Source organism: Pullulanibacillus camelliae (assembly GCF_014642655.1).
In the GTDB taxonomy this organism is placed as follows: domain Bacteria; phylum Bacillota; class Bacilli; order Bacillales; family Sporolactobacillaceae; genus Pullulanibacillus; species Pullulanibacillus camelliae.
On sequence record NZ_BMIR01000019.1, the window covers coordinates 36,287 to 51,065 of the forward strand.

Here is a 14,779-nt window from a genome sequence, read left to right on the forward strand (position 1 = left end):
TAAGGAAGTGATAGAAGTGTTTGTTGCCATGAACAAACGCGGAAAACGCATTTCCCTGTTAGAGTCGTTTTCTTTAAAAGAACTGCAAGAAATGAAAGGATCAGAGCACTTTTATTGTCAGAGCTGCGGGGAAGAGGTCATCATGAAGCTAGGACAATCAGTAGCTTGGCATTTTGCTCACAAAGCTGCGGGAGACTGTCCCAACCAACATGAGCCCGAAACGCGAACGCATCTGACGGGTAAAAGTAAACTGTATCACTGGCTTAAAACAAATGGGGTAAAGGCAGAAGTTGAATATTATCTACCAGCCATACAAAGAAGACCCGATCTCTATTTACCAGAGAGGGTTCCGCCTTTGGCCATAGAATTTCAATGCGCAACTATAGGCTATGAACAACTTAAAGCACGTTCTGACAGCTTAGCTGCGGAGGGCATTCGTGTCTGCTGGCTCTTTGGAAGCCATCGTTTAAAGAAGCTAGCCCCCAATCTATTTAAGCTTTCAGCGATGGAGCTTGCAACGCTGCAGGAGATGGCAACACACAGTGAGCGCACTTACTTTTTACGTTATTTTTCCCCTACTAAGAAGCTTTTTTGTTTTCTTCAGCTTCTTTTTCCATTAACTTCTACGCAATTTATTGGCATTGAACATTCTCAGCCAGATAGCCACATAAATTTGAAAGAATTTCTCACCCCCTCATTTCATTCGCCTGTCTATTTATCCTGGAAGCGTCATTGGCTTCGGCAAAAAAAGCATTGGCGTACTAAAGTATTGCCAAAGTTTAGCCCTTTAGAACGCTATTTATTTACGATCTGCGCAAGAAGGCGTCATGTGTTTAGCAGTTATCCGGCGTACATTGGTCTGCCTATTGCCTCTTCTATTGCTATTGCCACGCCGCCTTATCTCTGGCAGATGTGGATCATTACTCATTTCGTTAATAGAGGTAAGGGAGCCTATTTCACTCTAGAGGAAATTGAAAGAGGGTTTCAAAAAATGGTGCTGCAGCGTTATTTTCAGCTACACCTGATGCTGCGCTTCCAACCGATAAGGCAGGCTTTAACAGATTATTTACTACTGCTAAGTCGAGTGGGGCTTATTACACCTTTATCAGGGGACAGCTATCGTATTAATCAATCCATAGAGTGGAAGAATCTCGATTTAGAAACGCTGTTAAAAAAGGATCAAAAGCTACTGGATCTTTTATATGCTTTTTGACTATGAGAGCTTCTAGAACCGTTTAATTTAATGGAGATTTTAATTTTTTTAGCATACAATAAGAATAGTAGGAAATGATTAATTTTGGAGGTGTTTTTTATGTCCGAACAAGAACAAGTGACGCAATCGCTGCCGACACGAGAGGCTATTCCTGAATCTGAAAGATGGGATTTAGAAGCGATTTATGAAAGCGTTGAGGCGTGGGAAGAGGATTTTAAAAAGGTTAAGGCAATGATTCCCGAAGTAACGGCGTTTAAAGGAAAATTAAGCGATTCAGCCGCTACATTATTTCAAGCCTTGCAAAAACAAGATGAACTGACCATGACCTTGAGTAAACTGTTTGCTTATTCACATATGAAGGCAGATGAAAATACAGCAAATGCTACATACCAGGCCCTTAATGATCGCGCACGTAATTTAGCTGCGGGCGTTGGGAGCAGTCTTTCCTTTTTTGTTCCTGAAATTCTTTCTATGGATGAGCAGAAGTTAAAGACATTTTTAGATGAAAGTGATGCTCTCAAACTTTATCGTCAGGCATTGGATGAAATTAACCGTGAGCGCCCTCATGTCCTAAGTGAAGAGAAGGAAGCGCTCTTAGCTGAAGCCAGTGAAGTGATGAGTGCGTCTTCAACGACCTTTGGGATGCTGAATAATGCGGACATGCAGCTGCCGACGATCCAAGGTGAAGATGGTGAAGATGTAGAAGTGACGCATGGGCGTTATCATTCCTTAATTAAAAGCAGCGACCGGCGTGTAAGGGAAGCCGCTTTTAAAGCAATGCATGGGACGTATGAAAGCTTTAAGAACACCTTTGCCAGTACGCTAGGTGCGGCATTTAAACGCGACAATTTCTATGCACGTGTACGTCATTATGATTCTGCACGTCAAGCTGCTTTATCGGGAAATAATATTCCTGAGGAAGTGTATGATAACCTAGTACAAACTGTCAATGATCATCTCCACCTTTTACATAGGTATGTTGAGCTTCGCAAGCGTGCGTTAAAGTTAGAAGATTTACACATGTACGATCTTTATACACCTCTCGTTCAAGATGTTGATATGAAGCTTTCTTATGAAGAGGCGAAGGAGCTTGTATTAAAAGGCTTGGCTCCGATGGGAGAAGAATACCTTAACATCATCCGTGAAGGCTATGATAAGCGCTGGATCGATGTCCGAGAAACAAAAAATAAGCGTAGTGGGGCTTATTCCTCTGGAACCTACGGAACAATGCCTTATATTCTGTTAAACTGGTCAAATGATATTAATGATGCCTTTACACTGGCACATGAATTAGGGCACTCTTTACACAGCTACTATACACGAGAAAACCAGCCTTATCCGTATGCCAATTATTCCATTTTTGTAGCTGAAGTGGCATCGACATGTAATGAAGCTTTGCTTAATGATTATTTGCTCAAAACGACAGAGGATAAGAAGAAAAAGCTGTATCTGTTAAATAATCAGCTAGAAGGCTTTAGGGGTACGGTTTTTCGGCAAACGATGTTTGCAGAATTTGAAAAGGTAGCACATGAAAGAGCAGCGAATGGTGAAGCATTGACCTCTGAGTTATTTTCAGAGATCTACTACGATTTGAATCAAAAATATTTTGGTGAGGGTATGACGATTGATAAGGAAATTGCTATTGAATGGGCAAGAATTCCTCATTTCTATAATAACTTCTACGTGTATCAATATTCGACAGGCTATAGCGCAGCGGCGGCGCTTTCCCAACAAATTCTTAATGAAGGCGAGTCTGCGGTAGAGCGCTATAAAGCCTTTTTAAAGGCAGGAAGCTCGGATTATCCCATTGAGGTGCTTAAACGTGCTGGAGTAGATATGACGTCTCCTGAGCCCATTAAACAAGCATTTAAAGTGTTTGAATCTGTTCTTGATGAAATGGAGAAACTCTTGTTTTAAGAAATAAAAGGCACATTAAAAGCCCCCTCCAGATGGTTATGGACGGGGGCTATAGTGTGGATTTTTTGCGATGTGTAATCAAACGAACGGTCACTAAAATAGAGATGAAAAATACCGGTCCAGAGATTGCCAATGGTTCAAGCTTCATCAATGAGAGAAGATAGAAGAAAAAGGCAATTAACGTGACTAGGATCGATAAAAAAATAAAGAAATTTTTCATATGATCACCACACTTTAGTTTTAGACAATCCTATACTCATCCTATTCCTAAAGATAGTGCTTTATGAATGCATGACTCACTTGTCATACTATAAGCTGCCCAACTGCCAAGGGGATCAGAGAGCTGATTGTTTATATAGCATAGAGCTTTCAATTGCAAAAAAAACAAAGCCTAAAAACATAAGTTGATCATGGCTTTGCTTCGTCAGTCGTCTGTATTGATATAACGCCAAAATGTACCATGCTTGACGTGGACTGGGGAAACGACCTGCTTTAATCTTAACTTTTTTAGTTCCTTAAGAACCTCTTCTTTTTCCTTATCATAGACCAAAGCGATTTCTTGTGTGGCCAGGAAACGATGCTTCTTGAGAAAGTCCTCAAGCTTTGGAGGCGACTGCTTCTCCGGCTGTTTTCCTAATGTTTCAGTGAGAATTTGTACATAGACATTATAAGGATAGCGTCCCGCTACTTTAATGCCCTCATTATCATCACGAATATTAAAAAACACAAGAGTTGGAAATTCATTAACGTCCATTTCATTGGTAATTCTCCGGTCACATTGCAACCCCTTGATTGGCCGTGAGGATTCCATATCGTTTTTGAATTCACCTAAATCTAATTTTGCTCGCTTGGCACAATCATTAAGAACAGCGTCAGAATTAATATCTTTGGTATCAATAAAGAGTCGCTCGCGCAAAATTCTTAAGAATCGTTCACCAGCGCATTTTCCTTGAAGCTCAGCTGCTTTGACCGCTAATGAGGCTCTATAGCAAGACTTCACCTCATGGCAGTGCTCATTAAAGGACATGCCTGATAACTGAGCTGTTTTGCCCCACTGCGATGATTTTTCGGAATGGTCGGAACCATAGCCAAGGATAATTCGCATTGTAAAATATTGTCCATATTCGGCGACTAACTTTTTCATGTTAGGCTCCATGCCCCAGCTTTCAGGACATATTGGGTTGACAAAGGCGTAAACCTCAATCGGTTTTGTTTTCTTACTCACTGTATTAGAAATACTACAACTTTGATTTGAAGAGCCTTCGCAAGTGGAGCTGTCGCTATATAACAACACAATCATCTCCTTACTCGCCGTCATATTCATCTTCAGTATTAACCATGTGATAGGCGGTGAGAGTCAAACGTTTAAAGATACTATCTCGTAAGGTGCCATCGAGCGCTATGTCATCCATTGCTCGGCTCATACAAGATAACCATGCCTCAGCCCGCTTTGGAGTTATTGGAAAAGGTAAATGTCTTGCCCTTAACATAGGGTGCCCATGCTCCTCAGAAAAAAGGGGAGGACCACCTAAAAACTGGGTTAAAAATTGTTGCTGCTTTCGAGCGGTCTCTGTTAGATCGTTAGGAAAAATGGGTGCTAGATCAGGATGAGCCGCTACATATTTATAATGAGCCGTTACGAGGCGACGGAGTGTTTCTGAACCACCAATGGCTTCAAATGCATTAAATCTTTCGCTTCTCATATAGTGCCTCCGATAACGAACGGGATATATATCTTTTTGTATATCCTCATTGTATCAAGGCAAGACCACTTTGGGCAAATAATCGACATTATTTTAACAAAAAAAGTCAGAGCGTGATTTGAGTGTTTTAACTATAGTATGTGGAAAGAACGTTTTTAACATAATTTTGTGTTTCAGAAAAAGGTGGAATGCCATCATATTTTTGGACATTGCCTGGCCCTGCATTATAGGCTGCAACCGCTAATGTTTTGTTATTATTAAAGCGGTCCAATAGCTCTTTTATATATTTTGTGCCGCCAAGGATATTTTGTTCGGGATCAAGCGGATTGGTTACCCCAAGACTAGCCGCTGTCTGAGGCATGAGCTGCATAAGGCCTAGCGCACCAGCTTGACTGCGACTATTCGGATTAAATCCCGATTCATGCTGAATAATTGAGCGAATCAGCTTGGGATCAACGCCATAGGTTTTTGCTGCCTGATCAATATACTGGTCATAATCCGTAGAACCAGATAGCTTCTCTGTTGTCGGTTGGGACAATGCCTGCATACTAATAGGCTGCATCCCTAGATTTAATTTAACATAAGGGGCTGAATTCAATGGATTGGCAGATAAACCTGTCATACCTGGCAATTCTGAATCACCAGGTAAGAGTGTCGATGTTTGACCGTCATTGCCTTGAAGTATGGTTTCCAATAGACTAGAAAAATCCGATCCGTCTGAAGAGGAATCGTCCCCTAAGGATGAGGAGGTTAAGCTTTTCATAGCTTGGAGTTGAAGCAGTGCTTGGACCAATTGAATGTTTTCCATATTTTAAAGGCCTCCGAGTTGTGTTTTTCTATCAAAAAAGCGAGCGATCTTATTTTTAGTAGGCGTTAGAGCAATGTGATTTGAATGCAATAATTGCAAGAAAGCTTCATTACCGTGCTTTGGATCTTTGACCTCATATTCTAATTCAAAATCTTCTATGCCTAAATAGACGCTATGGTCAAAAACCAATAGGCCTGCTTTATAGCCACGTTCGGCGCGGTAGGTGGTCAATGTGCCTAAGAATTGAAAGGCATGAGGATTAATATCTAGTGGCTTTAAAACAGCTGCAACGTCACCTTCTGGGAGCCTTCCATCCTGCTTTAACCTTATGAGCTCTTCTTGAGTGAGCAGTTGGTGGGTTTCAAGCATCCCGCCCTCGGTCTCTTGTTTGAGGGTGAGCATAGACTGCTCACGGCGGTGACGAATTCGCAAGGCTGAGCGTGCCGCTTTTAAATTAAAGTCGGGTGTATCAAAATAATCATTGTCCTGCCTGATAAAATCTTGATCTGTTAGATGAAAGACATTGAGCAGCGCCTTAAATTCATTTTGTGTTAAGAGTTGTTTATACTCAATTTCTATTTCTTGATTCATTTTCTTCCTCTTTTGAAATGGTAAGTTTACTTGGATTATGCCATAATGAGTGTAAGGAAACAATATTTATGGAATGAATAAAAAAGAAAAAAGATACCGTTAATGGGTGTAATTCACAATTAGTTTAAAAAGTTGGATGAAAATGACGGTGGTGGTTATTTATGGATTGGGATCTTTTTTTGTCTCCATATAAGCAAGCTGTAGATGAATTGAAAATTAAATTAAGAGGCTATCGTGAACAATATGAGATGGCGAAGCAGCATTGTCCAATAGAATTTGTCACAGGACGTGTCAAACCCGTTGCCAGTATTTTAGATAAAGCTCGGCGCAAACATATTGCATTGCATGAATTACATACCGATATGCAGGACTTGGCGGGCATTCGCATTATGTGTCAGTTTGTTGATGACATCCAGACCGTGATTGAACTCCTTCGTGATCGTCAAGACATGACGGTAATAGAAGAGCGTGATTACATAACAGAAACCAAGGCTAGCGGCTATCGTTCCTATCATCTTGTCGTAAACTATCCTGTACAAACGATTAACGGTGAACAAAAAATTTTAGTTGAGGTGCAAATCCGCACCCTGGCAATGAATTTTTGGGCAACCATTGAGCATTCTCTGAATTATAAATATGAAGGTCGCTTGCCTGCTGAAGTGCAGGAACGGCTGCAACGCGCTTCAGAAGCCGCGTTTCGTTTGGATGAAGAAATGTCCAAAATTAAGGGAGAAATCCAAGAAGCACAGAAGCATTTTGCTTTAAAAAACAGTGATGAACACGATATTAACCGTTCGAAAAGGTGAGCTTATGAAATTTGCTATTCAATCAAAAGGTGACGACACATCCAATAAAATAAAAAAACAAATAACAAATTATCTTAATGAATTTGACTTAACTTATGATGAAGAAGAGCCCGATATAGTAATCTCCGTAGGTGGGGATGGCACCCTTTTGCACGCTTTTCATCGCTATGTCAATCGTTTAAGCGAGACTGCATTTGTTGGTGTGCATACAGGGCATCTAGGCTTTTATGCGGATTGGACACCTGATGAGGTAGAGAAGCTGGTGATCCATCTTGCCAAAACGCCATTCCAGATTGTGGAATATCCGTTGTTAGAAGTGAGTATCTGTTTTAATGATGATATCCCTGATAAGCGTTATCTCGCTTTAAATGAGTGTACGATAAAAAGTATGGAGGGGAGTCTGGTTATTGATGTGATTATTAAAGGGGATCGGTTTGAAACCTTCCGTGGCGACGGATTGTGCCTTTCAACGCCAACAGGAAGTACAGCTTATAATAAAGCATTAAACGGGGCCATCTTGCATCCGTCTCTTTCGGCCATTCAACTTGCAGAAATGGCATCGATTAATAACCGTGTCTTTCGTACCATCGGATCGCCTTTAGTTTTACCTGAACATCACACCTGCACATTAAAGCCAGTCAATGACGTCAATTTTGATATCACCATTGATCATTTGTTTCTAACGCAAAAAGATGTCCAATCGATTCGTTGTCGTGTGGCTGAAGAACGCGTGCGTTTCGCCCGCTTACGTCCATTTCCGTTTTGGAAGCGCGTCAGAGAATCCTTTGTTAGCGATTAATTGAGGAGTATGAAGCATGCCACACCATTTAGAGCCTTTGACTTTTTCTCGTCATGTTACAAAAGAAATGCCGTTGCGGGATTTTTTAATTCAAGAGCTAAAGCTTTCAAGAACAGCTATTAATAAAGTGAAGCATGGTGGCGGTTCATTATTGGTTAATGGCCAGCCAGTAACGGTGAGAGCCAAACTCTCTGAACAGGACCGGGTTGATGTTATCTTTCCTCCCGAAGCGAAAGGAGAAGGCATCACCAGTGAGAAGATGCCCCTAGACATTCACTTTGAAGATGACCTCATGCTTATTCTCAATAAACCGGCTTACCTTGCTACTGTTCCTGGCTATAACCACAGGCATCAGGCATTAGCGAACGGTGTCAGCTATTATTTAGAGCAGCAGCAAAAAGCGTATACGGCTCATCCTGTCACACGATTGGATCGGAATACTTCAGGGCTTGTGTTATTTGCTAAACACAGCGTTGCCCATGATTGGTTTGTTAGGATGCAAAAGGAGCGCACACTGCACCGCATGTATCTGGCAATTGTGCATGGCCGGCTTTCTAGTCAACGGGGAACGATTGCTGCTCCCATTGGTCGAAAAGTGGGCAGCATTATTGAGCGGTGCGTGACCACTGAGGGGAAACACGCTGTGACCCATTATGAGGTGGTTAAAGAAATGGCGAACAGGTCTTTAATTGCAATTACATTAGAAACTGGACGGACGCATCAAATTCGCGTTCATCTTTCTCATATCGGCCATCCTTTAGTTGGGGATGATTTGTATGGAGGGAGCACAGCCGTTATGCCTCGGCACGCTCTTCATAGCGCGAAGCTGGTCTTTCAGCATCCATATACGAATCAAAGGATGGAAGCAAGCAGTCCGCTTCCGGAGGACATGCAAGCACTCTTGAGGTGACTTTTTTTCAAATCACACATTAATGTTGCGCTGCTAGGCCCAAAAAGTGGTGAAAGCCAACGCGATAATTAAGAAGTGTAAAAAGACGAGGCCGGGACAAAACCCAATAAATTAAGAGTGGTAAATACCAAAAAATTGGTAGTTACCACTCTTTTGAATTAAAAAGTATAAAATTCTGTTTGTCATCGGAATTGGCAAGGTTATTTTTCGCTACAGAACGCTTGCTCTCCTCATGCCCACACGATGTGGGTAGGGTCAGCGTTGTCACAGGACGTGACGTTTTTAGCCGATCGTCCTTAGTGACCTCAGCTCACTTGGGAATGGACCGATCTGTTTTCCCAAGTATTTGTGATTAAAAGTCCCCTGTTTCTGCGTCTACGCGTATGGCTTCGAAGTCAGCTTCCTCGGAACAACTCGACGTTTATTCGTGAAGTAACGCTGGCCCCGTTCCCGAAGGCGTCAGAGCGTCTTTCGCTCCAATCCACTTGAAAACTGACAAGGCTTTTGGTATTAAACCCTTTTTTAGTAGCTAAACAAGACTGAGCCTTCTTGCCTTTAAAAAGTTCTAAAAATAAGTACGCAGAAAGGATACCTTCTGATAAAGTTAAAGTAACCCCACCCAAACAGAATCGTAGGTATCCTTAATGTTTAAGCATTATACCATGAATCAAGTGGTTTTGCCGTTAGATTTAGAAAGAAAACTTCAAAAAAATGATATTGCTTACGCCGTGAATGATGTGGTGGAAAAGATTCCTGATGGAGCATTCACAGGCTTTTTGCATGATACGGGTGTCCGTCCTATCACCCTCGTATGATGATGAAAATGATTTTGTGTGCTTACACGCAATCGGTTTCTCTGGCAGAAAGCTCGAAGCTTTACTGAAAGATAGTGTGCGCATGATGTGGCTGGCTCAAGGTTATGAACCAAGCTATCGCACGATCAATCGTTTTCGTGTCCATCTAGAGGTCAAAGGGTTATTACGTCAGTGCTTCGTACAATGTCGATGTCAGCTTGTTCAGGAAAAGTTGATTGAGGAAGAAGTTATTTTTAAAGTCTATGAGTGCGAAGACTGTTTGGATTGTCCATTACGTTGGCAATGTACGAAAGCGAAGGAAGGGAATCCTCGAAGAGTTTATTACAATGAGAAATGGGAGCAACAAAAAGAAACGATTAGAAAACAGCTTTTGCCAGTTTTTGGATTTCTGAAGGCGAATTTGCGTTTCACTCGTATGGCAGTGAGAGGCAAAGAGAAAGTAGAAAATGAATTCGGCTTTGCGTTTATGGCAGTGAACTTATGAAAGTACACTGCCATGAACACCTAATCTCATATTAGATATAGATAAATATCTATGAAAAAAGGTTCTGATCATCAAAAAAATGATAATCGGAACCTTCTTGTCATTATTTTTAGCTAGTTATGTCCCAGCCTCGTTGTTCGTTAGCGAATCCCAATTATTAATCAAAGGATTGAAAGTGTTCTGGGAGATAGGGCTGTTCAGATGGGACCGAGACGCGTTCGAATTCGGGGTATCTAAGAGCCGTTAATCTGCCACCAAATACGCAGCCAGTATCGATATTGATGGTATGACGTATTTCGCGCGCTTCATGAACAGGTGTATGTCCATAGATAATCCAAGGCTCGCCTTGATAATGCTTGGCCCAGTCTAAGCGAATCGGTTTTCCATTTGCATCCACCCCACCGGTAATATCGCCGTAAAGGACAAACGTTTTAATGCGTTTATTTACAGGAAGTCCGATATCTCTCTCTTTGATGCCCGCATGAGCGACAACCAATCGTCCGTCATCCAGATGGAGATAATAGGTGGAGCTTTCATAAAGAGTGATGAAGGCATGGCGAAGCTTTTTAAACGTCCGATCATCTAAAGCATCAAGCTCTGCAACGGTTGTTTCCAAGCCATGCTTGATTTGAACATTGCGGCCAATGAGATAACGATATAGCTTATCGCAATGATTTCCCGGGACATATAATGCCAACTTTTCTTCAACTAATTGCGTCACCAGTTGCATCATGCGAACAGAATTCGGTCCACGGTCTGTAATATCACCAAGAAAAACCGGGAGACGATTTTGGGGATGGACGGGAAGCTCGTCCTTCCAATTGTATCCTAGTTGTGTGAATAGATCTCGGCACTCATTGTAACAGCCGTGGACATCACCAATGATATCAAACACGTTTTCAAAACCTCCGTTTGAATTAGTCAAACATATATTGCCGTGAACGTGCTTCTATGCTTAAAATCAAACCGATAGCAAAAAAATTGGTTAAGAGTGAGCTTCCTCCATAGCTTAGAAAAGGAAGAGGAATCCCTGTAATCGGCATTAATTGAATGGTCATACCGATGTTTTCAAAAATAGTAAACGTCAGCATACCGATAACCCCTGTGCAAATGTATGTGCCATAAGGATCATGGGTTTTTAGCGCAGCGTTAACGATGCGGTAGATGAGCAAAAAGAATATGGCAATGGTCACACTTGCACCAATAAAGCCAAACACCCCACTGATGGTTGAAAAAATAAAATCGGTCCATCCAGCAGGCAGGCTGATATCTTTAACGACTTTTGGACTTTGGCCATAAAGTTGGCCAGACCCAATGGTCATTAAAGACTGGATGAGCTGATAGCCTTCATTATTTTGATTATGAATGGGATCAAGCCACCCTTTGAAGCGATCGAGCTGATGCGATTCCAAGAAAAAGCTGATGATCTTAGGATTAATAAAGTAACTAATGGTGAGTGAAGCAATCCCAAGCGCTCCAACGGCAAACATCCCAAAAATGATCCGCCAGCGAATCCCACTGATGAGGAACATCGAAACGATAATGGCCATAAAAACAGTGACTGTACCTAAGTCAGGCTGCAGTAAGACGAGCGCAAACGGCGGAAGGGAGACACCAAGTATTTTCCCAATGAGTTTAAAGTCATCCTGAATGGTTCTGACAGCCAGCATTTCATTATGCTTGACCATGATTTGGCTTATGAGCAGGATTAAGTCCACCTTCATAAATTCAGACGGCTGAATGGAACCGAGGGCGGGTAAGTTATACCAGCTGTAAGCACCACTTGTATCCCCGGCAGCAAAAGGAACAGACACACCATGCTTTTGTGCAAAGAGCCCGAGTAATAACACCATGAGAATGCCATATAAAAACCAAGCGATCCACTTAAAGCGTTCATAATCGAGAAACATGATGCCGATGGCTAATAGGCTACTCACGACATACCAAAAGATTTGTCTAATCACAAATTGCTTGGCAGTGAGGTGGGAACTGGTAATGGGTGCGAAATAGATCGCAATGACACTGATGCATCCGAGTAGGAACACAATGAAGATTAATGTATAGTCAATTTTTGAAGTGAAATTATTGTCTTTATTCATCAATTTTAACCGATCCTTCATCAAAAAATGTACGCTGCCCTTAATTGAACATGCCGTTTCTATTTTATCACATTTAGCCTAGCTTATCGCTTAAAACTTGAAAAACCATATTTTAAAAAGTTAACAAGAAAACATCATGTCTTGGATAAGTTCCCTTTTGATAAATAAAATAAGGAAAGGGATGAGCGTTTTTTCTTGCATGTTAGGGCTTGTTCCGTTAGATTTTACTCAAGATAGATAAAGGTTTATCTATCACCTATAGAATTTAAAGGAGGCTCTTAATGGAAACGAGTTCTTCATTTGCATCGCTTGTTGTAGTTGTGGTGGTAGCTTTTCTCATGCCTATTTTATTACATAGACTTAGACTTCAGTTTGTTCCAGTGGTTGTTGCCGAAATAGTTGCTGGTATTGTTATTGGAAAAACTGGGTTTAATCTCATACATAATGATGCTATTCTTAGTACTTTGTCTACCCTTGGTTTTATTTATTTATTATTTTTAAGTGGTTTAGAGATCGACTTTTCTCTTTTCGCCTCACGAAGTAAAAATAAGAATAAGGAAAAGAAAAAGGAACCGAATAGCTTCATCCTGGCGATCACGATGTTTATTCTCATTTTAGCTGTTTCATATGGCTTAGCGCTGCTTATCGGCCTATTTGGTCAAAGCAGTAATCCTTATTTGATGACCCTGGTGATTGCGACGATTTCCTTAGGCATTGTTGTTCCAACTTTAAAGGATGCAGGCATTTTAAAGACGACCATCGGTCAGAATATCTTACTTATTTCTGTTATTGGCGATCTAGTGACCATGATTCTTTTGGCTGTCTTTGTCTCCCTTTCTTCAACGCAAACCGGAAGCATCTGGTTCATTGTTATACTGTTCGCCGCTGGATTGGTTTTTTATATCGTTGGAAAATATTTTAAACACCGTTCCTTTTTGGAAACCATGACTAAGGGAACCATTCAGATCGATATTCGCGCAGTATTTGCTTTGATTATCGTATTGGTGGGACTTGCTGAGTCATTGGGTACAGAAATCATACTGGGCTCCTTTTTAGCTGGCGTATTGGTATCCTTATTATCGCCTAACCCAACAATGGTGCATAAGTTAGATTCATTTGGCTACGGTTTTTTAATTCCTATCTTTTTTGTCATGGTGGGTGTGGATCTCGACTTGCGTTCGATTTTTACTGATCCTCATGTGCTTGTCTTAATCCCAGTGCTTATTGCGGCCTTTTACATTGCCAAGATTGTTCCAGCATTGTTCCTGCGTAAATGGTATAGCTGGCGGACCGTATTTAGTATTGGTCTGTTGATTTCTGCCAAGCTTACACTCCTAATAGCCGCTGCGCGTGTCGGTGAGCGCTTAGATATTATTGGAAGTAAAATGGCCTCAGCGATTATCCTTGTCGGTGTGATCAGTTCAATAATTGGTCCCATTGCTTTTAAAAAAATGTTTCCACAGGAGCATGTCAATAAAAAGAAAAAAGTCGTTTTCATTGGTGCTAACCAAATTACATTGCCGATTTCTTGGGAGCTTGAGAAGAATACCTTTGAAACCATTGTCTATCATCGGAAACAAGAAAAGTGGGATCGTCTCGAACCGACAAACACTTCCGCTTTTAAAGTTCAAGATTTACCAGATTGTCGTGTTGAGACCCTTCATGAGCTCGGAGCATTCGAGGCGGATATCCTTGTCTTAGCAACAAAACAAGACGAGCTCAATGCTCAATTAGCTAAAGAGGCAATGGACGAAGGTGTTGAGCGTGTGATCGCTCGCATTGAGACACCTGCTCTAGTTGATGAGTTAAGAGACTTAGGGATTGAAATCTATTCTGGTATGCTTTCGACTAAAACGATTCTTAAAGCCTTGATTGAAACACCAGGTCTTGTCGATATTTTAACTAAAGATAAATCTGTCTTACATGAGATAATGATGAATAATCCAACGTATCAGTTTTGTAAGCTTCGAAATTTCCCTTTTCAGGGAGATGCCATTATCATACGAATCTTTCGTAACAGTGAATCCATCATCCCGCACGGGGATACGGATTTGCGGCTTGGAGATCGCTTGATTGTCACTGGAAGCGGAGAACACATTAGCAACTTGCGAGAATTGCTTGAAGAATAGAACGCTGGGACTGTGGGATCGCCTCTCGCAGTCCTTTAGTTTCTAGGAATACATTGGATAAATAAATGAGTCTTCGTCGCCAGCTTCCTCGGAACAACTCGTCGTTTATTCGTGAAGTAACGCTGGCCCCGTTCGTTCCCGTAGGCGTCTCCGTATTTTGACTACGCCACGCTTCCGGTTTCCCTGGCACTTTTAAAATCTTATCGTTCGGTATGAGGGTATTCTCTTTTTGTTTTGTCTCACCCTCTATATTAGAAGGATTAGCCAAGCATGCTGAACAAGTTTTTCTAAAAAGAAAAGAAAGTACAAAATTTCTGGTCATGAGGACTTGCGGATTTCCTCTCCAGGCCGCTCGCTTTCCGCGGGGGAGTGGTAAGCCTCCTCGCGCCTTGCGCTCCCATCCACTTGACCAGGCAATGAAGCCTATTTCATATTGGATGATGCTCTATACCGAGCAAGGACCGGGCATGCTTTTCGCCCGGTTTTTCTTAATGGTGATTCAAAT

The 14,779-nt window shown here is 41.6% G+C and carries 14 protein-coding genes and 1 pseudogene; 8 read left to right on the forward strand and 7 right to left on the reverse strand.

Annotated features, from left to right (window positions below; genetic code table 11):
• The first annotated feature begins 16 nt into the window (after positions 1–16).
• Together IEW82_RS15940 and pepF are read left to right on the forward strand one after the other, a co-directional pair.
• Complete coding sequence (locus IEW82_RS15940) at positions 17–1,213, forward strand: competence protein CoiA (protein WP_188696746.1); 1,197 nt, start codon at positions 17–19, stop codon at positions 1,211–1,213.
• Positions 1,214–1,312: 99 nt separating this feature from the next.
• A complete protein-coding gene (gene pepF / locus IEW82_RS15945; RefSeq protein WP_188696748.1) occupies positions 1,313–3,130 on the forward strand; it encodes an oligoendopeptidase F in 1,818 nt (605 codons plus the stop codon).
• 49 nt (positions 3,131–3,179) lie between these two features.
• Here the strand turns inward: pepF and IEW82_RS15950 are convergent, their stop codons facing one another.
• The 5 genes from IEW82_RS15950 to IEW82_RS15970 form a co-directional block, all read right to left on the reverse strand.
• Complete coding sequence (locus IEW82_RS15950; RefSeq protein ID WP_188696750.1) at positions 3,180–3,350, reverse strand: hypothetical protein; 171 nt, start codon at positions 3,348–3,350, stop codon at positions 3,180–3,182.
• Between the two features lie 204 nt (positions 3,351–3,554).
• Positions 3,555–4,430, reverse strand: a complete 876-nt coding sequence (locus tag IEW82_RS15955) for a DsbA family protein (protein WP_188696901.1) — start codon at positions 4,428–4,430, stop codon at positions 3,555–3,557.
• A gap of 4 nt (positions 4,431–4,434) precedes the next feature.
• On the reverse strand, positions 4,435–4,833 hold the full coding sequence (locus tag IEW82_RS15960; RefSeq protein WP_188696753.1) for a globin domain-containing protein: 399 nt from the start codon (positions 4,831–4,833) through the stop codon (positions 4,435–4,437).
• A gap of 127 nt (positions 4,834–4,960) precedes the next feature.
• On the reverse strand, positions 4,961–5,641 hold the full coding sequence (locus IEW82_RS15965; protein WP_188696755.1) for a lytic transglycosylase domain-containing protein: 681 nt from the start codon (positions 5,639–5,641) through the stop codon (positions 4,961–4,963).
• Between the two features lie 3 nt (positions 5,642–5,644).
• Positions 5,645–6,232, reverse strand: a complete 588-nt coding sequence (locus tag IEW82_RS15970; RefSeq protein ID WP_188696757.1) for a CYTH domain-containing protein — start codon at positions 6,230–6,232, stop codon at positions 5,645–5,647.
• Positions 6,233–6,393: 161 nt separating this feature from the next.
• On the opposite strand from IEW82_RS15970, the gene yjbM reads away from it, so the two are divergent.
• The 5 genes and pseudogenes from yjbM (at position 6,394) to IEW82_RS20540 (ending at position 10,046) form a co-directional block, all read left to right on the forward strand.
• On the forward strand, positions 6,394–7,038 hold the full coding sequence (gene yjbM / locus IEW82_RS15975) for a GTP diphosphokinase (RefSeq protein WP_188696760.1): 645 nt from the start codon (positions 6,394–6,396) through the stop codon (positions 7,036–7,038).
• A gap of 4 nt (positions 7,039–7,042) precedes the next feature.
• Positions 7,043–7,837, forward strand: coding sequence for an NAD kinase (locus IEW82_RS15980; protein WP_188696763.1), 795 nt, complete (start codon positions 7,043–7,045; stop codon positions 7,835–7,837).
• A gap of 16 nt (positions 7,838–7,853) precedes the next feature.
• Positions 7,854–8,747, forward strand: coding sequence for an RluA family pseudouridine synthase (locus IEW82_RS15985; RefSeq protein WP_188696766.1), 894 nt, complete (start codon positions 7,854–7,856; stop codon positions 8,745–8,747).
• Between the two features lie 644 nt (positions 8,748–9,391).
• A pseudogene (locus IEW82_RS20535) lies at positions 9,392–9,797 on the forward strand (transposase); the annotation flags it as partial.
• 24 nt (positions 9,798–9,821) lie between these two features.
• Positions 9,822–10,046: a hypothetical protein gene (locus IEW82_RS20540; RefSeq protein ID WP_505891274.1), complete on the forward strand. Its 225-nt coding sequence runs from the start codon at positions 9,822–9,824 to the stop codon at positions 10,044–10,046.
• A gap of 157 nt (positions 10,047–10,203) precedes the next feature.
• On the opposite strand, the gene prpE is transcribed toward IEW82_RS20540, so the two are convergent.
• Both prpE and IEW82_RS16000 read right to left on the reverse strand, forming a co-directional pair.
• Positions 10,204–10,941 (reverse strand): bis(5'-nucleosyl)-tetraphosphatase PrpE, encoded by a 738-nt coding sequence (prpE, locus tag IEW82_RS15995; RefSeq protein WP_188696769.1) that lies wholly within the window; start codon positions 10,939–10,941, stop codon positions 10,204–10,206.
• 22 nt (positions 10,942–10,963) lie between these two features.
• The gene (locus IEW82_RS16000; protein WP_188696903.1) at positions 10,964–12,145 is read right to left on the reverse strand and encodes an FtsW/RodA/SpoVE family cell cycle protein; all 1,182 of its coding nucleotides are present in this window, start codon (positions 12,143–12,145) and stop codon (positions 10,964–10,966) included.
• Between the two features lie 281 nt (positions 12,146–12,426).
• Here IEW82_RS16000 and IEW82_RS16005 point away from each other — a divergent pair, with 281 nt between their 5' ends.
• Positions 12,427–14,274: a monovalent cation:proton antiporter family protein gene (locus IEW82_RS16005; RefSeq protein WP_188696771.1), complete on the forward strand. Its 1,848-nt coding sequence runs from the start codon at positions 12,427–12,429 to the stop codon at positions 14,272–14,274.
• The last annotated feature ends 505 nt before the right edge of the window (positions 14,275–14,779 follow it).

Bases quoted from the DNA above. Each gene is read 5' to 3' on its own strand.
- pepF (WP_188696748.1), top strand. From the start codon at position 1,313: ATGTCCGAACAAGAACAAGTGACGCAATCGCTGCCGACACGAGAGGCT.
- IEW82_RS15950 (WP_188696750.1), bottom strand. From the start codon at position 3,350: ATGAAAAATTTCTTTATTTTTTTATCGATCCTAGTCACGTTAATTGCC.
- IEW82_RS15955 (WP_188696901.1), bottom strand. From the start codon at position 4,430: ATGATTGTGTTGTTATATAGCGACAGCTCCACTTGCGAAGGCTCTTCA.
- IEW82_RS15960 (WP_188696753.1), bottom strand. From the start codon at position 4,833: ATGAGAAGCGAAAGATTTAATGCATTTGAAGCCATTGGTGGTTCAGAA.
- IEW82_RS15965 (WP_188696755.1), bottom strand. From the start codon at position 5,641: ATGGAAAACATTCAATTGGTCCAAGCACTGCTTCAACTCCAAGCTATG.
- IEW82_RS15970 (WP_188696757.1), bottom strand. From the start codon at position 6,232: ATGAATCAAGAAATAGAAATTGAGTATAAACAACTCTTAACACAAAAT.
- yjbM (WP_188696760.1), top strand. From the start codon at position 6,394: ATGGATTGGGATCTTTTTTTGTCTCCATATAAGCAAGCTGTAGATGAA.
- IEW82_RS15980 (WP_188696763.1), top strand. From the start codon at position 7,043: ATGAAATTTGCTATTCAATCAAAAGGTGACGACACATCCAATAAAATA.
- IEW82_RS15985 (WP_188696766.1), top strand. From the start codon at position 7,854: ATGCCACACCATTTAGAGCCTTTGACTTTTTCTCGTCATGTTACAAAA.
- IEW82_RS16000 (WP_188696903.1), bottom strand. From the start codon at position 12,145: ATGAATAAAGACAATAATTTCACTTCAAAAATTGACTATACATTAATC.
- IEW82_RS16005 (WP_188696771.1), top strand. From the start codon at position 12,427: ATGGAAACGAGTTCTTCATTTGCATCGCTTGTTGTAGTTGTGGTGGTA.